This is a genomic window from Paenarthrobacter sp. NCHU4564, assembly GCF_052156435.1.
GTDB lineage: Bacteria > Actinomycetota > Actinomycetes > Actinomycetales > Micrococcaceae > Arthrobacter.
The window spans coordinates 35405-54171 of sequence record NZ_JBQLIS010000010.1 but is presented as its reverse complement, the minus strand read 5'-3'; the positions used below and the strand labels follow the sequence as shown (position 1 = coordinate 54171).

15 protein-coding genes and 1 pseudogene are annotated in these 18767 nt (G+C 63.6%); 7 read left to right on the top strand and 9 right to left on the bottom strand.

All coding sequences use genetic code 11. The annotated features are described in order from the left end of the window. Nucleotides 1–53 precede the first annotated feature (53 nt). A complete protein-coding gene (purH, locus tag ACSVIE_RS11985; protein ID WP_442423963.1) occupies nt 54–1724 on the top strand; it encodes a bifunctional phosphoribosylaminoimidazolecarboxamide formyltransferase/IMP cyclohydrolase in 1671 nt (556 codons plus the stop codon). 127 nt (nt 1725–1851) lie between these two features. Here the strand turns inward: purH and ACSVIE_RS11980 are convergent, their stop codons facing one another. After that, nucleotides 1852–2853, bottom strand: a complete 1002-nt coding sequence (locus ACSVIE_RS11980) for a trypsin-like serine peptidase (RefSeq protein WP_442423962.1) — start codon at nt 2851–2853, stop codon at nt 1852–1854. Nucleotides 2854–3185: 332 nt separating this feature from the next. On the opposite strand from ACSVIE_RS11980, the gene ACSVIE_RS11975 reads away from it, so the two are divergent. Next, nucleotides 3186–5405: an NADP-dependent isocitrate dehydrogenase gene (locus tag ACSVIE_RS11975; protein WP_442423961.1), complete on the top strand. Its 2220-nt coding sequence runs from the start codon at nt 3186–3188 to the stop codon at nt 5403–5405. Between the two features lie 72 nt (nt 5406–5477). On the opposite strand, the gene ACSVIE_RS11970 is transcribed toward ACSVIE_RS11975, so the two are convergent. The 5 genes from ACSVIE_RS11970 to ACSVIE_RS11950 all read right to left on the bottom strand — a co-directional run bounded on the left by ACSVIE_RS11970 (nt 5478) and on the right by ACSVIE_RS11950 (nt 10490). Further along, nucleotides 5478–6581, bottom strand: a complete 1104-nt coding sequence (locus tag ACSVIE_RS11970; protein ID WP_426006399.1) for an FAD-dependent oxidoreductase — start codon at nt 6579–6581, stop codon at nt 5478–5480. 141 nt (nt 6582–6722) lie between these two features. Then, complete coding sequence (gene phnE / locus ACSVIE_RS11965) at nt 6723–7577, bottom strand: phosphonate ABC transporter, permease protein PhnE (RefSeq protein ID WP_442423960.1); 855 nt, start codon at nt 7575–7577, stop codon at nt 6723–6725. After that, entirely contained in the window at nt 7574–8335 is a 762-nt protein-coding gene (locus ACSVIE_RS11960; RefSeq protein ID WP_442423959.1) for a phosphonate ABC transporter ATP-binding protein, read from the bottom strand. The genes phnE and ACSVIE_RS11960 overlap by 4 nt, the downstream gene beginning before the upstream one ends. Further along, the gene (locus ACSVIE_RS11955; protein WP_442423958.1) at nt 8335–9252 is read right to left on the bottom strand and encodes a phosphate/phosphite/phosphonate ABC transporter substrate-binding protein; all 918 of its coding nucleotides are present in this window, start codon (nt 9250–9252) and stop codon (nt 8335–8337) included. Before ACSVIE_RS11955 ends, ACSVIE_RS11960 begins: the two co-directional genes overlap by 1 nt. Before the next feature lie 35 nt (nt 9253–9287). After that, entirely contained in the window at nt 9288–10490 is a 1203-nt protein-coding gene (locus ACSVIE_RS11950; RefSeq protein ID WP_442423957.1) for a TIGR03364 family FAD-dependent oxidoreductase, read from the bottom strand. Between the two features lie 163 nt (nt 10491–10653). Here ACSVIE_RS11950 and ACSVIE_RS11945 point away from each other — a divergent pair, with 163 nt between their 5' ends. From ACSVIE_RS11945 to ACSVIE_RS11935, 3 genes are all read left to right on the top strand, one after another. Next, nucleotides 10654–11451, top strand: coding sequence for a GntR family transcriptional regulator (locus ACSVIE_RS11945; protein ID WP_442423956.1), 798 nt, complete (start codon nt 10654–10656; stop codon nt 11449–11451). After that, complete coding sequence (locus ACSVIE_RS11940) at nt 11448–12131, top strand: phosphonatase-like hydrolase (protein ID WP_442423955.1); 684 nt, start codon at nt 11448–11450, stop codon at nt 12129–12131. Before ACSVIE_RS11945 ends, ACSVIE_RS11940 begins: the two co-directional genes overlap by 4 nt. A gap of 101 nt (nt 12132–12232) precedes the next feature. Next, entirely contained in the window at nt 12233–12673 is a 441-nt protein-coding gene (locus ACSVIE_RS11935) for a DoxX family protein (RefSeq protein ID WP_426006407.1), read from the top strand. 55 nt (nt 12674–12728) lie between these two features. Here ACSVIE_RS11935 and ACSVIE_RS11930 read toward each other — a convergent pair whose 3' ends face one another. Further along, a complete protein-coding gene (locus ACSVIE_RS11930) occupies nt 12729–13799 on the bottom strand; it encodes a Gfo/Idh/MocA family protein (RefSeq protein WP_442423954.1) in 1071 nt (356 codons plus the stop codon). Between the two features lie 512 nt (nt 13800–14311). On the opposite strand from ACSVIE_RS11930, the gene ACSVIE_RS11925 reads away from it, so the two are divergent. Together ACSVIE_RS11925 and ACSVIE_RS11920 are read left to right on the top strand one after the other, a co-directional pair. Then, nucleotides 14312–15184, top strand: a complete 873-nt coding sequence (locus ACSVIE_RS11925; RefSeq protein WP_442423953.1) for a hypothetical protein — start codon at nt 14312–14314, stop codon at nt 15182–15184. Nucleotides 15185–16236: 1052 nt separating this feature from the next. Further along, nucleotides 16237–16470 (top strand): annotated as a pseudogene (locus ACSVIE_RS11920) (ABC transporter permease); the annotation flags it as partial. On the opposite strand, the gene ACSVIE_RS11915 reads toward ACSVIE_RS11920, so the two are convergent. Together ACSVIE_RS11915 and ACSVIE_RS11910 are read right to left on the bottom strand one after the other, a co-directional pair. After that, nucleotides 16448–17140 (bottom strand): ABC transporter ATP-binding protein, encoded by a 693-nt coding sequence (locus tag ACSVIE_RS11915; RefSeq protein ID WP_442423952.1) that lies wholly within the window; start codon nt 17138–17140, stop codon nt 16448–16450. The pseudogene ACSVIE_RS11920 and the gene ACSVIE_RS11915 sit on opposite strands and share 23 nt — an antisense overlap. Before the next feature lie 2 nt (nt 17141–17142). Continuing rightward, nucleotides 17143–18585 (bottom strand): ABC transporter permease, encoded by a 1443-nt coding sequence (locus ACSVIE_RS11910; protein ID WP_442423951.1) that lies wholly within the window; start codon nt 18583–18585, stop codon nt 17143–17145. Nucleotides 18586–18767 lie beyond the last annotated feature (182 nt).

Here is an 18767-nt window from a genome sequence, read left to right as displayed (position 1 = left end):
CTGCCTTCATCCCACCATCCGCGCCATCTACGCGAACCAAGACGGAGACTTTTGTGAGCTTGACGCAGCTTGACCGTGTTCCCATCCGCCGTGCACTGATCTCGGTTTACGACAAGACGGGACTGGAGGAGCTCGCGAAGGGCCTGCACGCAGCCGGCGTCGCGATCGTGTCCACCGGCTCCACCGCCAAGAAGATCGCCGCCGCAGGCATCCCGGTCAAGGAAGTCGAAGAAGTCACCGGCTCCCCGGAAATGCTGGATGGCCGCGTCAAGACCCTGCACCCGCGCGTGCACGGCGGCATCCTGGCCGACCGCCGCGTCCCGGCCCACATGGACACCTTGGCCGGCATGGAGATCGAAACCTTCGACCTCGTGGTGGTCAACCTGTACCCGTTCGTGGAGACCGTGAAGTCCGGCGCTGCGCAGGACGACGTTGTTGAGCAGATCGACATCGGAGGCCCCGCCATGGTGCGTTCGGCCGCGAAGAACCATGCCGCCGTCGCCATTGTTACGGACCCCACGTTCTACGGCGCCGTCGTCGACGCGGCAGCACACGGCGGCTTCGACCTGAACACCCGCCGCCGCCTGGCCGCCAAGGCTTTCGCGCACACGGCCAGCTATGACAACGCCGTGGCAACCTGGACCGCCAGCCAGTTCCTGGACGAAGACGGCGACGGCGTCATCGACTGGCCCGCCTACGCAGGCCTGGCCTTGGAGCGCTCGGAGGTCCTCCGCTACGGCGAGAACCCGCACCAGCAGGCCGCGCTCTACGTGGACAAGGCTGCTCCGGCCGGCATAGCCCAGGCTGACCAGCTGCACGGCAAGGCCATGAGCTACAACAACTTCGTCGACGCCGACGCCGCCCTCCGCGCCGCATTCGACTTCGCCGGGCCCGCCGTCGCGATCATCAAGCACGCCAACCCGTGCGGTGTTGCCGTCGGTTCCGCCGACGCCGCAGACCCGATCGCAGACGCCCATGCCAAGGCCCACGCGTGCGACCCCGTCTCCGCTTTCGGTGGCGTCATCGCAGCCAACCGCACGGTCACGGCCGGCATGGCCCGCACTGTTGCGGACATCTTCACCGAGGTTGTCATCGCCCCGGACTTCGAGCCCGAAGCCGTGGAGATCCTCTCCAAGAAGAAGAACATCCGCCTCCTCGCCCTGCCCGAGGGCTACGGTCGCTACCCCTCCGAAATGCGCCAGGTTTCCGGTGGTGTGCTGGTTCAGATGACGGACAAGGTTGATGCCGACGGCGACAACCCCGCCAACTGGACCCTCGCCGCTGGCGTAGCTGCTGACGAGAAGACCCTCGCAGACCTCGCCTTCGCATGGACGGCCTGCCGTGCAGCCAAGTCCAACGCCATCCTTCTGGCCGACAACGGCGCCGCAGTGGGCATCGGCATGGGCCAGGTCAACCGCCTCGACTCCTGCAAGCTGGCGGTCGAGCGCGCCAACACGTTGGGCGTCCAGGTGGAGTCCGACGTCGATGGCGCCGGCGGTGCCTCCAACGCCAGCGGCGACAACGCACCCGAGCGCGCACGCGGCGCCGTGGCAGCTTCCGATGCGTTCTTCCCGTTCGCTGATGGCCTGCAGATCCTGATCGACGCCGGTGTCCGCGCCGTGGTCCAGCCGGGTGGCTCGGTCCGCGACGAGGAAGTCATCGCAGCAGCCAACGCTGCCGGCATCACCATGTACTTCACGGGCGCACGCCACTTCTTCCACTAGTCTCCACCGCCGCCCTAACGTCGCTGCGCTTCGGCGAGGGACCCCGGGCGGCGTGGGCCCACACGCTGGCGGCCGCCCCCGAAAGGGGACGGCCGCCGTCGTATTTAACAGGGACTTGCCAAAAACCTTACGAAGCCGAGGCCGTGTTGTAGGTGGACTGGATGACCGAGCCCCAGTACGGGCCGTACATCTTGGTGGAGTTGCTGCCGTAACCGTAGGAGTTGACCGAGTTCTGGTAGCCGTTGGAGCTGGTACCGATGAACCACGGTCCGCCCGAGGAGCCACCGGTCATGTTGCACGGGATGCCCTGGGTGTTGAACTGCGGGTTGTAGGGATCGTTGGTGGCGGTGCCGGAGCAGCTCTTGAGCGATTCACCGTTGAACGGAGCTGCTGCCGGGTAGCCGAAAGCCTTGTAACTGAGGCCGCGGGCGGCGTTGAACTGGACACCGGAGGCTCCGACGACGTCGGCGAGGCGCTGGCCGTTGAGGGTGTTGAGGACGGCGAAGCCGGTGTCGTACTGCATGCTGCCGCTGCCGGACCACTGCGTGGGGGCGTACAGTGCCCTAGCCGTCCACTTGCCGTAAGGCGCCGCGCCGTTGAGGTAAGCCGGGACGAAGACGAAGTTGGTGGCGAACGCTCCGGGGCCTTCGTTGAGGCAGTGGCCGGCGGTGGACACTGTGCTCCTGTTGGTGGAGCTCACGGAGTTGGCGGAGCAGACGTAGTTGGCCCCGCCCAGGGTGAAGAAGACTTTGCCGATGTGCTTGACGGGGGTTTCGCTCTGGTTGGCCTTGAGGTTGATGGCCTTGGAATCGGTGGCTGCCTGCTGGCCGGGGATGCTGGTCAGGGCGCCGGGGGCCTCGGTTGCCAGGGACTTGCCGAGGTTGAGGAGCTTGCCGCGTTCCAGCGCCTTGGCGGCAAGGATGTCGCCGGACTTGGCGGACTTCATGCGTTCCGGGGTCCAGTAATCCGCGGTACCGCTGTCAGATACCGCGTGGCTGCTGGCCACCGAGCCTTGTGAGTCTGCGTTGGTTGCCGGGGCAGCGTTGGCGCCGGCTGTGCCGGTGAGGGCGAGGAGTGCGGCAGCAGACAGACTCAGCAGGCTTGTGGCCAGGGTCTTGGTTTTTGTCACGTTGTTCCTACCTAATCGAGGGAGTGAGGCGGTCAGTGATGGCGACCGCCGACTGACGGAATCGAAGGTACCCAACGTGTGACAAGTTTGTAAATAGATGTTTCAGATTTTGTGATATTTTGCTTCCAGTTCCTGTTGCGCCTTTGGAGAGGAGGACGACGGCGGCGCTCCACTGCGGCGGTCAGGCCGCCGTCGGTCTTCCAACCGCCTGCGGGACGGCTGTGAAAGCGGTAACGCACGGCGTGATCCCGGACACGAAGGGCTGCCAAAACGGCCTGCTCGGGTAAGTTAGAGATGTTGAAATCTGCAGACTTTCAGGGAGAACCCCGCCAATGGCCAAGATTATCTATACCCACACAGACGAAGCGCCGATGCTGGCTACCTACTCGTTCCTGCCGATTGTGGAAGCTTACGCCTCGACTGCAGGTGTGGAGGTCGAGACCCGCGACATTTCGCTGGCCGGCCGCATCATCGCCGTGTTCGGCGATTTCCTGACTGAAGAGCAGCGCACGGGCAACGCCCTGGCTGAACTTGGCGAACTGGCAAAGCAGCCGGAAGCCAACATCATCAAGCTGCCCAACATCAGCGCCTCCGTCCCGCAGCTCAAGGCTGCCATCGCCGAGCTCCAGGCCCAGGGCTACGCCCTCCCGGACTACCCGGACAACCCCTCCTCGGACACCGAGACGGACATCCGCTCCCGCTACGACAAGATCAAGGGTTCCGCTGTGAACCCGGTGCTGCGCGAAGGCAACTCCGACCGCCGCGCGCCCCTGTCAGTGAAGAACTACGCCCGGCAGAACCCGCACTCCATGGGCGCCTGGACCGCAGACTCCAAGACCAACGTCGCCACCATGGGCCAGAACGACTTCCGCTCCAACGAGAAGTCCGTGGTCATCGAAGCCGATGACGCTCTGAGCATCCAGCTGGTCCGCGAAGACGGCACCGTCAAGGTCCTCAAGAAGGACTTCCCGGTCCTGGCCGGTGAAGTTGTGGACGGCACCGTCCTGCGCGCCGAGGCCCTGGACGAGTTCCTCAAGGCCCAGGTGGCCCGTGCCAAGGAAGAAGGCATCCTCTTCTCGGCACACCTGAAGGCCACCATGATGAAGGTCTCCGACCCCATCATCTTTGGCCACGTGGTCAAGGCCTACTTCTCCGAGCTGTTCGACACCTACGGCAAGCAGCTCGCAGCCGCCGGCATCAGCCCCAACAACGGGCTCGCAGCCATCCTGAGCGGTCTCGAGGACCTGCCGGAGGACGTGCGCGAAGGCGTCAAGGCAGCCATCACCAAGGGCCTGGAAGATGGCCCGGCTCTGGCCATGGTGGACTCGGACAAGGGCATCACAAGCCTCCATGTGCCGTCGGACATCATCGTTGACGCTTCCATGCCCGCCATGATCCGTTCCTCGGGCCACATGTGGGGCCCGGACGGTAAGGAAGCCGACACCCTGGCGGTCCTGCCGGACAGTTCCTACGCCGGCATCTACCAGGTAGTGATCGACGACTGCCGTGCCAACGGTGCTTTCGATCCCACCACCATGGGCACCGTCCCCAACGTCGGCCTCATGGCGCAGGCAGCCGAAGAGTACGGCAGCCACGACAAGACGTTCGAGATCGAGGTTCCCGGCACCGTCCAGCTCGTCAACCGTGCAGGTACCGTGCTGATTGAACACCAGGTCTTCCCCGGTGACATCTGGCGTGCATGCCAGACCAAGGACGTGCCGATCCGTGACTGGGTCAAGCTGGCCGTCACCCGTGCCCGCGCTTCCCAGACTCCGGCCGTGTTCTGGCTGGACAAGACGCGCGCCCACGACGCCAACCTGATCGCCAAGGTCAACGAGTACCTCAAGGAGCACGACACCGAGGGCCTCCAGATCGAGATCCTGTCCCCGGTCGAGGCAACGGCCTTCACGCTGGAGCGCATCCGCAAGGGCCAGGACACCATCTCGGTGACCGGCAACGTGCTCCGCGACTACCTCACGGACCTGTTCCCGATCCTGGAACTGGGCACCAGCGCCAAGATGCTGTCCATCGTTCCGTTGATCAACGGCGGTGGCCTGTTCGAGACCGGGGCCGGTGGATCCGCTCCCAAGCACGTCCAGCAGTTGGTCAAGGAAAACCACCTCCGCTGGGACAGCCTGGGTGAGTTCCTTGCCCTGGCCGTCAGCTTCGAGCACCTGGCCACCACCACGGGCAACGCCCGCGCCCAGGTCCTGGCCGACACGCTGGACCGCGCAACGGGTACGTTCCTGCTGGAAAACAAGTCCCCGCGCCGCAGCGTTGGCGAGCTGGACAACCGCGGCAGCCACTTCTACCTGGCTCTCTACTGGGCCCAGGAACTGGCCAAGCAGACCTCGGACGCGGACCTGGCAGCAGCCTTCGCGCCGATCGCAGAATCGTTGACCTCCAACGAACAGACAATCGTTGGTGAGCTGAACGCAGTCCAGGGCTCCGGCGTCGAACTTGGCGGCTACTACCGCCCGGACGCTGCCAAGGCCGCAGAGATCATGCGCCCGTCGGCAACGTTCAACGAGGTCCTCGCCACCCTGAATTAGTCCGCCCAACTGACTCGCAGTTGTGGTTGTTATGAGAGCTCATGACAACCACAACTGCGGGTCACTTGCGTTTTAACGCTCGGCGGCGAACCGCGCAGGTGCCGTGCCGCCGTCGACGATGTCCTTCAGCACCCGGCCAATGGCTGGCGTGAACTTGAAACCGTGTCCGGAGAATCCGGCTCCCACCACCAAAGGCCCGAAGTGGTCCAGGACGAAGTCCTCGGTGGGCGTGGTGGTGTAGGTGCAGCTGATGGGAACCGCGGTGGAAGGGTCGACGCCGGGAAGCCACTCTTCTGCGTACCGCACCAAGGCGTCCATTTGGTGGGGGATGGGTTGGAACGTGCGCTCGTCCGGGTCCATGACGGGGCCGACACCGTGCCACCCGGCCTTGACGCCTTCGCCGGGAGTGAGCATCCCGTAGACCGGGCTGTACCAGTACTCGTACAGATCATCATCCAGATCCGGGGTGTGGTTGAAGCTGGGCCAGACCAGGGTGTTGTCCCGCGGCGTGAAGTGCGCGGGCTGTTCCTGGGTGACCACCAGCGCCGGCAGGTCCACCTGCGCGCCGATGAGCTTGGATGTCCAGGCGCCGGCCGTCACCACCACGTGGCGGGCGGTGTACTCGGTATCTTCCGTGACCACCACTACCGACTCGCCGCCGGTGACCTGGATGTCCTGGACAGGAGTGGAGTACTTGAAAAGGGCGCCCCGCGACTCTGCGGACTTCCGCAACGCTGCCAGGGCTTCGGCTGCCCGGATGCGACCGGAGCCGGGTACGAAGAGCACCTCGGTGCTGAAGTTCATGCCCTGCCACCGGTCGGCAGCCTCGCCGGCGGAGATGAAGTAGCTCTCGATGCCGCGGGCTTGGTGGGCCGCGTGCACTTCCTTGAGCCGTGCCACGTGGCCGTGATTTGCCAGGCCCACAAGGTCCAGCAGGGGAGCGCCGTACTCTGCGGCGAGTTCGTCCCACAACAGCTTGGACTCGGCCAGCAGGTCCAGGTAGTCGGCCTCTGCGTACGCTGTGTTGAAGTTCCGGGTGGCACCGTGGGAGGCGCCCATGTGGTGGCCTTCCTCGAACCTTTCCAGGAGCACCACCGATTTGCCGCTGCGTGCCAACTGCCAGGCGGCGGCCGATCCCATGGCTCCTCCGCCGACGACTACAACGTCAACCTGCATACCCGCTCCGTCCCTTCATTCGGCTCATTGCAAAACCGTCAGCCTCCATTGTCCCCCGCCCCGCCCAACTAGGTCGCACTTGTGCGCGTTTAGACGCCGCTAAACGTGCTTAACTGCGACCTAGTTGGGTATGGGGGAGGGTTATGCGGCCAGGCGCCGGCGGATCCACGCGGAGAACTGGTCCACCACGATGATCAGCACCAGCACGATCAGGATGTGCGTGAGCATGGAATCGAACTGGAACGACTTGATGGACTGGTTGATCAGCAGGCCGATGCCACCGGCACCCACCAGGCCAAGGACCAGCGACGAGCGCACGTTGACGTCGAACCGGTACAACAGCAGGCCCACGAACTGGGGGACCACCATGGGCAGCGTGGCATTGGCTACCTGCTGGATCCGATTGGCGCCGGCTGTACGCAGTGCCTCCTGCGGCCCGGCGTCGATCTCCTCCATGGATTCGGCCCACAGCTTGCCCATAACGCCCGTGTTGTGGCAGATCAAAGCGAGCACTCCGGCGAACGGGCCCAGCCCAACGGCCGTCACGAAGATCAGTGCGAACACGATGTCCGGCACGGCACGGAAGAGGGACAGGATGGAACGCGCCGCCTGATACACCAGCCGGTGGGGGCTTGTGTTCGCGGCGGCCAGCGCGGCCAGGAGCAAAGCGAACGGCACAGACAACGTGGTGCCCAGCAATCCAATCCACAAGGTCACGAGGGTGGCCTCGAGGCCCGGCTTCAGCGTGCGCTCCCAGCTGAGGTCCGGCGGGAACGCATCGGCCACGAACGCGGCCATGCCTTCCCAACCGTCCACCAGGAGTTCGGGCCTGAAGTCCGTCCCTTGGATGGCCACAGCGTGGAGTCCGACGACGGCGGCAACCGCTGCCGCCGTCGTGATCCAGCGCAGGGGCTTCTTCGGGCGGACCAGCGCCACGCGGGCTTGGCTCGGAGCGTCCCGCCGCACGACGGCGGCGTTCAGAGTCTGGGGTGTCATGCGGCGAGTGTCCTGTCCGGGGCGTAAAGGGTGTCGAGATGATCGGCGGTGACCTCCGCCGAGGGCAGGTTGAAGGTCATGGAACCCTGAAGCAGCCCGATGGACCGGTCGGCGTAGCGGAGGGCCAGGTCCGGTTGGTGAAGCACAGCTGCCACCGCCAGCCCCTCCGTGTGGGCGAGCTCCCGCAGGAGTGCCATGACCTGTTCGGCGGCGTGCGGGTCCAGCGCAGACACTGGCTCGTCGGCGAGTACGACGTCGGCCCGCTGGCACAGTGCCCGGGCTACGGCCACGCGCTGCTGCTGTCCACCGGAAAGCCGGCCCACGCGGTCGAACGCGCGATCAGCCAGGCCAACACGGTCAAGGCAGTCGAGGGCCTCCTGCTGGACATCGGCCGGGAACAGAGCCGGGGTGAGGGACCGTACGGTGGGGATCCGGGCCAGGGCGCCCGCGCACACGTTGTCCAAGGCGGTCCGCCGGGGGACAAGGTGGATCTTCTGGAAGATCATGGCCAGGCGTTGGCGGGCGAGCTGCTGTTCCCTGCCCGGTGCCGGGTCCAAAGGCGTCCCGCCAACGCTGATGGTGCCGGCGTCCGGTGCAGTGATTCCCATGACGCAGCGCAGCGTCGTGGATTTCCCGGAGCCGTTGGCCCCCAGGAAAGCCACCAGCTCTCCCGCTGCGACGGAGAAGTCCACGCCATCGAGCACGGTGCGCCCGTCGAAGGATTTCCGCAAACCCTGGACAGACAGCAGCGGTGCCACTAGAGGTCCTTTTCGGTCAGGCCCATGGTGTCCGCGAGGTCAAACAAGGGGGTGTAGTTGTCTTTGATGACCTCCAGCATGGGGCCGGGAGGGGTGACGTCCAGGAACTCGCCTACCTTGGCGACGTCTTCCGGCGACAAGGACAGGAACGCTTCCTTGACGGCCCTCTTGAAGGCCGGGTCGGCGTCTCCGCGGACGGTGATGGGGTCGTTGGGGATCGGATCCGAAGTCCACACCTGGCGGAAGTCGTCCTTGGTGAACGTGCCCTCGGCGATCGCCGTAGCCAGGGTCTGCGAATTGATCTGGGCCGCATCCACCTTGCCGTTGGTCAGGGCGAGCAGGGCTTCCGGGTGTCCTCCGGTGTAGTCCATCTTGAGGTCGGCGTCGGCGATTCCTGCTTCGCGGAGACCGAACCGGGGCAACACGTCGCCGGACGTGGAGCCCACGCTGCCCAACGCCAGCGACTTGCCCTTGAGGTCGCCAATGGCCTGGATGGGGCTGTCCTTGGGGACCCAGATTCCTGCGGTGTAGGTACTCAGTTCCTTCTCCGCGGTACCGAAGGACACCAGGGGTTCGGCTCCGGCCTTGGCATCAGCGAACACGTAGCCCAGGGGACCGAACTGGCCCAGGTCCAGCTTGCCGTTGCGCATGGCCAGGACCTCCGCGGCATAGTCTTCCACCACCTGCACGTCCACAGGGCAGTCCAGCTTCTCAGCGAGGGCTGCAGCCAGGACGTCGTAGGCGGGCTTGAGCTTGGCGGGGTCCTCGTAGGGTTCAATGCCGAACCTGATTTCGCCGTTGGGGCAAGTGGCGGAGGCTTTGGGGGAGCTGCTGGACTGCGCGGATCCGCCGCAGGCAGTCAAGGCAAGGACCGCAGCCAGGGCAAGGGTGGATCCGGTGAAGAGCTTGGTTTTCATGGGAAGTTCCTCAGATGCGAAGGGAAAGGAAGGGATCAGAAGAGTCGGGAGGTGTTGCGGTGGGCCAGGCCGAAGGACAGCGTCATGCCCACGCCGGATGTCACGGAAACCACAGTGACGCCGGGGTGGACATCGCGGACCAGGATGGGAGCCACGTCCGATGATGCATAGACGCCCTGCCACCGCTGGATGATGTCCAACGGCCGGCCCACCCTGGCTTCGATGTCCGAGTTGAGGGCGGACGTGACAGTCTCGTCCAGGAAGGGATCGGCCGTCCGGTGGTAGTGGTGGGAGTCGCCCAGGATGATGCTTCCGTCCGGGCGCTGGGTGAACATGACGTTGGCGCCGATGTCCAGCAGCCCGGGTTGGTGTGCCTGCACTTCATCCCTGAGGGCTGCCGCCGCAGGCATGTCCGTGAAGGCGGGGTAGCGGAGCATTGAGGTAGCTGTCAACACGGCGGGAGCGAACTCAAGGCCTTCGGGTTTGGCTGCCAAAGACATCTGCAGGGCGCATCGGTTGATCCCATGCTCTTGCGCCAGGTCGGGGAAAAGGTAGTCCACGTCATGGCCGACGCACACGAACACCTGCCGGGCACTGAGTACTCCGCGTGACGTTGCCACTGTGGCCAGGCCGTCGCTTTGCCCGAAGCCCTGGGCCGAGGTGTTCCAGTGGAGTTCGACGCCGGGCTGCCGGACCAGCCAGTCTGCCAGCTTGGCCACCGTGGTCCGGGGGTCGACGCGGAGGTCGTCCCGAAGGAAAGCACCCCCCATCAGGCCCGGCCATGCCCCCTCAACCGGAGTGTCGCCGTCGTGCCCTGCAGCCGCGCCCAGGCACCGGCGGGTCTGGGTGGGGGACAGCAGTTCCACCTGCCCCGGTTCCCGTTCCCGGGAAAGCTCCCGCAGCACCGCCATTTCGGTTTCGGTTCGGGCGAGGACCACGGCGCCGGATTCGGCGGCCCAGAAACCGGCACGCGCGGCAAAGTCGAGCCAGTACTTCCGCGAGGTCTGGGCGAGTTCGTAGAGTTCGCCGGATTGTGCGGTGATGCAGCAGTGGCCGAAGTTACGGACCGAGGCCCCGGCCGCATGGTGGTCGCGCTCGATGATGGTGACGGTCAGGCCGTTGGCAACAGCATGGGCAGCGTGGGCGAGGCCAACGATTCCGGCGCCAACAATCACGACGTCGGTGGGCTGGCTGGATAAGCTGCCGGCAGTTGCGGGGGAGGTGCTTGGGTTGTTCACAGAATCGACCTTGACGGCAGATAAGAAACGAATCAAGCCAGATTGCCACTTGTATATACAAGTTAACCTTAATTTAACGTCTGTTCACCGAGTTTCATCTCAAATTCACGTGAATCCGCCTATTAAGAGGCATCTGAGCTGATTCAACTTGTATGATCAACTGGTGAGCATCCAGCAGAAAACGCCCCTCCATGTCCGGCTTAGCGAGGAATTCATGCGCCGGATCGCGTCGGGCGATTGGCCCCCAGGCTTCCAGTTGCCAAGCGAGGCCGAGCTGTGCCGCGAGTTCGGAACATCACGAGGGCCCATCCGCCAGGCGCTCGCCTTCCTCCGTTCGGAAGGTGCGGTGACCGGTGGGCGCGGCCGTCCTCCGATGGTCCGCTCGTCCGTGCCGACGCAGAGCTTTTCCACGTTCAATTCCTTCACCGAATGGGCCACGGGCATCGGCAAGAAGCCGGGCCAGCGGACCCTGGAGGTGGCGCGCCGCGAGGCGAGCCCGGAAGCGGCCGATGCCCTGGACCTGGCGCCGGGCACCACCGTGGTGGAAATCCTCCGCGTCCGGTACCTGGACCAGGTGCCTGCCATGATCGAACGCACAACGTTCGTGCTGGAGGTAGGAAGGAAGCTGTTCGACTTCGATACGGACTCCGGATCGATCTTCGCCTACCTCAAGGAGCAGGGCGTGGATCTGCACAGCGCACGGCACACCATTGATGCCGTGGCCGCCAGCGACGAGGACGCCGAACTCCTGGAGCAGCCCGAGGGAACACCGTTGCTGCGCGAACGCCGCGTCACCCGGTCTGCCGACGGGCAACCCCTGGAGTACTCCGAGGACCGTTACCTGCCGGCACTGACCAACTTCACCATCGACAACACCGTGGAACGCCGGGCCGCACTGGTCCGCATCCACACCGATCCGGGTTCGCACGGACCCGCGTCCGCCAAAGGAGCCCCTGCATGATCCAGCTTGTTGCCTGCGATATGGCCGGTACCACGATCGATGAACACGGTGACGTTTACGTTGCCCTGGCACGCTGCGTCGAGGAAACCGGAGCCACCACCACGCCGGAAGCCGTCCAGGAATGGATGGGGACGGACAAGGTGGAGGCCATCACGGCACTCATCACGGCTGGTGGCGAGACGGCCGATCGGGCCACCGTGGACCGTGCCTTCGAACGGTTCAAGGAACTGCTGGTTGAGTTCTATGACGCCAACCCGCCCGTCGCCTTGGACGGCGTGGAGGATGCGTTCCGGGAACTCCGGCGCCAGGGCGTCAAGGTGGCGCTGACCACCGGTTTCTCGCGGGACGTGGCAGAACCCCTCCTTGAGCGGCTGGGCTGGCGGGTGTCGGACGGAAACCTGCTGGACGCCGTCGTATGTTCCGACGAGGTTCCCGCCGGGCGGCCGGCGCCCCACATGATCCACCGCGCCATGGAGCTCACCGGCGTCCAGGACGTCCGCGCGGTGATCGCAGCCGGCGACACCGTCAACGACCTCGCGGCAGCCAACAATGCGGGAGTCACGGCCGTGGGCGTGCTGACGGGAAAGCTGGGCCGCGCCGAACTCTCTGCCCACCCGCACCACTACATCCTGGACGGCGTCAAGGACATCCCGGCGCTGCTGTCCCCCCTTCCCAAGTAGGTCGCAGTTAAGCACGTTTTCAGCGCTCAAAACGTGCTTAAATGCGACCTACTTGGGTGGGGTGTTTGGCGACAAGCCGCGGGCATGGAAGATTGGAACGCGTGAAATTCCTTCACCCCTCTCCCACGTCCTCTGCCCGCGGCGTCACCATCCTGCGCGTTGTCTTCGGGGCATTGCTCCTGGTGCACGGGCTGCAGAAGCTCATGGCCGGTCACGCCGCGTTTGCCAACTCGGTGGCGGCCATGGCTGTCCAGAAGCCGGAGACCGTGGCCTGGCTGGTCATCGCGGGCGAAGTAGGGCTCGGAGCGTTGTTGCTGCTGGGCGCACTGACCAGGGTTGCCGGGTTCCTGGCAGCCATCATGTTCGCCTGCATCTGGTTCGTCACGGAAGCGGGCAAGCCCTTGCTGACCGATGCTGCCGGGGTCACAGCGGAGCTCCTGATTGTGTACTTCGCGATCTCGGTGGCGTTTGTCTTCCTGGGACCGGGCGCACTGTCCGTAGATCGGAAGCTGGCGCGCCAGCCGGCCCGCGGCTCGCGTTAACGCGCCCGGGTTAAATCACGACGCCGGTCCGCACCTGGGTCCCGCGGGTCACCGCTCAGCGGGCGTCATTGGGGTACCGGATTCCCAGTTGCGCCCGAACGCCGTCGAACAAGCGCATCACGTTCACGGAGTCTTCAAGAGGCATGACCGGGCTTTCGGTCAGTCCCTGCTGGATGCACCGGGTGACTTCCCGGAGTTCGTACGTGTAGCCGATGCCCACCACGTCGAAGCGCTCGTGACGCGGCTCGTCCCAACCAACCCGGATCATCAGTTCGCGCGGGTTGTTGACCGAGCCCACGGTTTGGATAAAGCCCAGCCCGCCAGCCACCGTGGCGGTCCGCGGACCATGGGCCATGAGCGAGGACGTCAGTTGGGCCTGTGCGCCACTGTCATACCCGAGGGTCAGCGCGTTTTGCGAGTCCACACCGTCCTCGTTCAACCTGCCGATCGCGGTGACGGACTGCGGGAAGCCCAGCGTGCCCAGTGCCCACAGCAGCGGGTACACCGTGATGTCCAGCAAGGCACCGCCGCCGTCGTTGAGGGCCCAGATCCGGGCAGAGGGATCGTAGGGCGCCGGGAAACCCAGATCCGCCGTGACCCACTGGACCTGCCCGATTTCCCCGGAGGCCGCAATTGAGAAGGCGCGTTGCATGCTGGGCAGGAAGCGGCTCCACACGGCTTCCATGAAAAACACGTTCTGCTCCCGGGCCAGCTTCACCAGCTCCGAGGCTTCCCGGGCGTTGATGGTCAGGGCCTTCTCGCACAGCACATGTTTCCCGGCCCGCAAAGCGGCCGAAGCGATCTGGAAATGCTGGGCATGCGGAGTAGCCACGTAGACCACATCGACTTCCGGGTCATCGAACAGACGCTGGTAGCCGGGCGTACCGCCGTCGTCCCCGTAGCCCTTGGCGAAACCGACCGCGCTGGCGAACGCGTCCGCGGCAGCCTGGGTGCGGGAGCTCACGGCATACAGCTCGGCGTCTTCCAGCAGCGACAGATCCTGCGAGACGCTGTTGGCGATGTTGCCTGTGGATACGACGCCCCACTTCAGGGGACGGCCCGTAGCTGCTCGGGGATCCTGGTTGGTTTGGGAAGACAGCCACGGCTTGGCGATAGGGAGAGTCATGACTGACATCCTCTCAGAAGCTGTTGATGCCATGCACGATCGCCTTCACATTTTAGAGGCGCGGAGCTCAGATGCAGGCTGCGTCCAATGTCCCAATTCTGGGTGACCTCTTCAACGGGCGTTGCATTTTGGCAACGTCCCATGATAAATGCCTTGACGCAACGTCGCTGAAGAAGCACATATTCCGTAACTCGACGGAGAAGGCCTGAACCCGCGAACTAAGCCCCAGCTTTCCCAAGATCAAGAATATCCGTGAATCCAGATTCCTGAATGTATATGGATCCTAGCCTAGGAATATGACGTCACTGCCGAAAGTACATGATGGGAGTGCGACGCTTCCGCTTGTCAGGATATCTACACAACCGTCTGGATCGTGAAATAACAATTACATATCAAATGCGATTTTGGCGTCACGATTGGACGGTTTCTGTTTCACGTACTTGTGCATTGATTTAGATGACTGGTGCTGTTTTAATCGGGTAACCAACACAAAGGTGCGTCGGAGTGTACCCGTGATCAATTCTAAAATTGGGGGAATTTTGAAAAAATCCATAGTAAGGCGGCTCGCAACTGGGGTCGTAACCCTGGTTATGGTTTTGGGTAGCGGCACCTTACCTGCCCAAGCGGCAGGCTCCTCCGCTGTGGGGGACTCCTGCACATCAGCCGAGGTGCACAAGGGTGACTGTGTTACGGCAGTGGTGTCCGCTGGTGAAGACCCCCTGCTTGTTGGGGTCGCGCAGCAACTGCAGATGGGCGTTCCGCTGCCAGCAATTGAGAAGTTTGTGGAGCGGAGGGGTTCACGCCATGTAGATCCGGGCCAAGCAAAGATTCAAGGGTTGGTGGCGACTTATAAGGACGCTCTTACGCCTGATGAAAAGCAGAAAGCATTGCGTGTCTACACGCAAGGACCGGCACGAAATGCGGGCGGGGTAGGTGCGGTATATGGATCTTCGCTGTATGTCAAAGATACCGTGACCTACACGTATTGCAGTAGTAGTACCGGTATCTGCCGCCCCTCCGGCAGCGTCAGCGTGGAGTTTCGAATGACTATCGTGGGAAACCTTAAGTTTGCCCTAAGTGGTGATATTGATGTAGTCTCCGGTTCACCTGTGCTTATTTCTGGAGTCGGCTGCAGCACCTACCATGATGCTGCGATGAACCTGGATACAGTGGTTCATGCTTGGGGGAACTGTAAGAAAGCCAAGACGAGCAATGAAGTCATGTATCGCCAAATTCTCGTTGAGAACTGGTCGGGCGGAACTCTGGGTGAGACCTACCATCCGACCTACGCATTGTCCTTCCAAAACTTTGCCACCCGGTTCTACAAGGCTTGGGATGGGCGGGAGTACAAGATTGCAGCCAATGGTGTCACTACTTGGTCCTAAAGGCGCACTATTAATGGCATATGGCCACTCCAATGGGCTTCCAAGGGCCCATCGGAATGAAGGCTAGCCGTTGCTGCAATTGCCAGTTTGATGATCTGAACCTACCGAATCGTCAAACTGGCATCTTGCATTGATATCAAACCCAACGATGTCAGATGAGCACGCACGCGATATTCACCCGCTGGGATTTCTTTGTCCGTGTAATGACTCCAATCGATGGGGAGCCCAATTGTTTCCCCTGGGCTAAGGCTCGGCAACTGCTCGCTGTCTCCATGCGAATACCAGCCACAACCTATGAGCTTTCCAGCCCCATCAAGCAAAACACCGTGAACATGGACAGTATCCAGTTCTGTTGAGTGCCACATGGTGTCCGAAGCGTTTCGGAGTACAGCTACCATTCCGGCCATCTCATCCAGGTTCGCAGTGTACTGGGCATTTGCCCACTCCAGGATCAGGCCGGAGCGGCGGACTTCGCGGCGAGGCCGGGGAGAACATGAAACCGGCGTCGCGAAATACCAACCCCTGTTGCCTAGCGCCAGTTGGAGGACTGTCCACTCTCCAGGACGACGACGAGAAGGTGCGCCCAGTACAAGGACTTCCTTGGCCCATGGTTCTGATGTCTGAGCGAGTACTCGCCAACCATGTTCTGGGAAGTCGGACATAGCCCGCGGTGGGAGGCTAGGTATACCTCCTGGTTCACGTCCATGTAGAATTTGGGCCCAGCTCATTCCACGAGACGCCAGTGCTTCTGAGCTGACTTCCCATATACCCATTTGAATATTTGTAATGTCGTGATGGAACATAAGTCCTTCTAACCGTTCCTCCGAGGCGCAGTCGTTATACAGCCACGATGGTGAGCGGCTTTCTGGTGTTCCTCTTGCGTCTCCACATGCCTGCGTTAGGACAAAAGCTAGCTGGCTGGACTAGACTCCGCAAATTTGGCTGCAACTCTTTCAACGGCCGTTAGGAACCACGAACCCATCCATTGTGCCGGTGAAGAATCTGAGCGTCAGCTGATGTGTTCCGAGGAATCCACAAAATCTTCTGTGTACAGCGTGGTGGCTACGGCAGTAGCTGGCGTGGCCGGTGTCATGCTGGCGGTCGCGGTGGTGAAGCACCCATGGATCGAGTCGAAGGTAGCGCCGGGGCTCACCGAGTACCCTGCCTTCCCCATTGACGCCGCCCTGATGGGATTCGCCGCCGCGGTCCTGGTGGGCGCACTTGCCGGAGCCATCCCGGCGCTCGTGGCAGTGCGCGTCAAGGTCATCGACGCGATCCGGTTCTGACCTCCTCCGTCAGCCTGCCTTGCTGAAGGCGGAAGCAGCGTTCGGTTTTCTGCGCCAGGCTGCGGTCGTGCGTGACCACCAGGATGGTGGTGTTGTGGTCACGGCTCATCGAGCTCAACAGCTCGATGATGTGCTCGCCGGTCTGCTCATCCAGGTTTCCGGTGGGCTCATCGGCGAGGATCAGTTTGGGTTCGTTGGCCAGCGCCCGGGCAATCGCCACACGCTGCTGCTCGCCACCGGACAGCCGGTTGGTCCGGCGTGAGTGCTTCTCCGGATCCAGCTGCACCTGCTCCAGCAACTCCTTGGCGCGCTTCAGCCTGGCCGCCTTGCGGACACCGGCGAACTCCATGGGCAGCATCACATTGTCCACGGCGCTGAGGTTGGGAATCAGGTTGAACTGCTGGAACACGAAGCCGATGTCCCGGCGGCGGTACTCGGTCAGCTTGCCGTCCGGAAGGCCCGCGAGGCTCACGCCATCAACGACGACGTCTCCCGCGGTCGGCTTGTCCAGCGCACCAAGGAGGGACAACAGGGTGCTTTTGCCGCTGCCGCTCTTACCGACGATGGACGCCAGCGACCCCTTCTCCAGCTCGAAGCTGACGCCGTTGACCGGCTTGATGGTCCTGTCTCCGGACTTGAACTGGCGGACGAGGTCCTTGACTACGATCACGGCTATTCTCCTCGGAGTACTTCGATGGGACGGATACGGGCGGTCAGCAGGGCAGGTACAAGGGCGCCGATGACGGCGACGGCGAACACCGCGGCTATGCCCGCGGCGATCACGCCGGGGGAGGCGCTCGCGGTGACGGAGGTCAGCAACTGGCCGGCCCCACCGAACGGACCGCCTTGCCCACCGAACCCTCCACCGCCGGGAACACCGCCGTTTGGCATCGCCCCGGCCAAGCCGCCGCCGCGCTGGGTGGTGGGTGCCGCCGTCGTGCTTGTATTTGAGCTGATGAGCGCAGAGGCGATGCCCCCGCTGGCAAGGGAAGCGATTACCGCGCCCACCACGCTGCCCAAGGCGACCAGGACCAGCGACTCCAGTACAAACTGCAGGCCGATGGTGCGGTTGCGGGCGCCGATGGCCTTCAGTACACCGATTTCGCGGCGACGCTCGCGGACCAGCATCACCATGATGAGCAGGATGATCAGGCCGGCGGTGGCGAGTGCTGCGATGAAGGCGACCAGCGAGATGTTCTTGACGCTGTCCAGGGAACTGACGGCGGTTTCGAGGTTGCGCTGGCCTTGGGTGACGTCCGCCTTGTCGGTGCCGAGTGCGCTTTGCAGGGCAGTCTTGGTGCCGTCCACGTTGTCCATGCTGTTGACGGTGACAATCATGGTGGAAAGCTCATCAGGGGTGTCGGCAAGGGTTTGGGCCTCGGGAAGCGTCACATAGACGGCGTTGTTGCCGAAGGTGGTTCCGGCGTCGAAGATTCCCGCGACCGTAAAGGTCTTATCCGCGATCGTGAACGTGGACCCGACCGTCAAGCTGTTCTTTTCGGCCAGGGTAGTTCCCAGGAGTGCTTTGCCGTCCGCGACGGTGTAGTCGCCCAACCCCGTGCCGCTGGTGATGTCCAGGGCCTTGCCGGTGGTGTCCACTTCCGCGCCGATGCCAGTGGCTGTGATCGGAAGGGTGCGGACCGGCTGGGCAGCGGCGTCCGTTGTGGTTCCCGTGGAGCCGTTCCGGTTGCCGAGCGTCCCGGCGTCGACGGCGGCTGTCAGGTTGGTGGTGACCGTTGCTGCCTGTTGGCCGCCAGGTCCGAAACCGCCGCCCGGGCCGGCCTGCGTGGTGGTGCCCGACGTCGCGGATTCCGTCTGGAGACGGAGCGCTTTGGTTCCCACGACCGCGGTGACGTTGGCGACGCCCGCAGCGGTCTCAGCTTCCGCCGTCGTGAGTGGTTCCCCGCCGCCTTCAAAGCCCTGTCCGCCGGCCGGATTCACCGTCAGGGTGGTGCCCACGGATGCGTTGAGTTCCTGGACCTTGGCACCCACGGCCTGGTTGGCGACCAACATGGCCAAGGCCAGGCCGATGGCGACGGCCAGCACCGCCACCACGGCTGCCGTTCTGATTTTGTTGCGGAAGGCGTTGCCTACGCTTCGGGCAAGGACGCTCACGTTTCTCCTTTGGACCTGATGAGCGGCCCGTCGGACGCGGGCCGCAGGACCAACACTGGCCAGCCGCGCTGTGCGGGAAGCCAGCCGAAGCTATGCGTGGGCTGTGAAACGTGGAAGCCGCAAGGCCTTAAAGCGGCAAGCCCCGGTCCGCCTGCTGGCGACCGGGGCTTGCTGTGGTGCTG

Bases quoted from the DNA above. Each gene is read 5' to 3' on its own strand.
- ACSVIE_RS11975 (WP_442423961.1), top strand. From the start codon at position 3,186: ATGGCCAAGATTATCTATACCCACACAGACGAAGCGCCGATGCTGGCT.
- ACSVIE_RS11970 (WP_426006399.1), bottom strand. From the start codon at position 6,581: ATGCAGGTTGACGTTGTAGTCGTCGGCGGAGGAGCCATGGGATCGGCC.
- phnE (WP_442423960.1), bottom strand. From the start codon at position 7,577: ATGACACCCCAGACTCTGAACGCCGCCGTCGTGCGGCGGGACGCTCCG.
- ACSVIE_RS11955 (WP_442423958.1), bottom strand. From the start codon at position 9,252: ATGAAAACCAAGCTCTTCACCGGATCCACCCTTGCCCTGGCTGCGGTC.
- ACSVIE_RS11940 (WP_442423955.1), top strand. From the start codon at position 11,448: ATGATCCAGCTTGTTGCCTGCGATATGGCCGGTACCACGATCGATGAA.
- ACSVIE_RS11930 (WP_442423954.1), bottom strand. From the start codon at position 13,799: ATGACTCTCCCTATCGCCAAGCCGTGGCTGTCTTCCCAAACCAACCAG.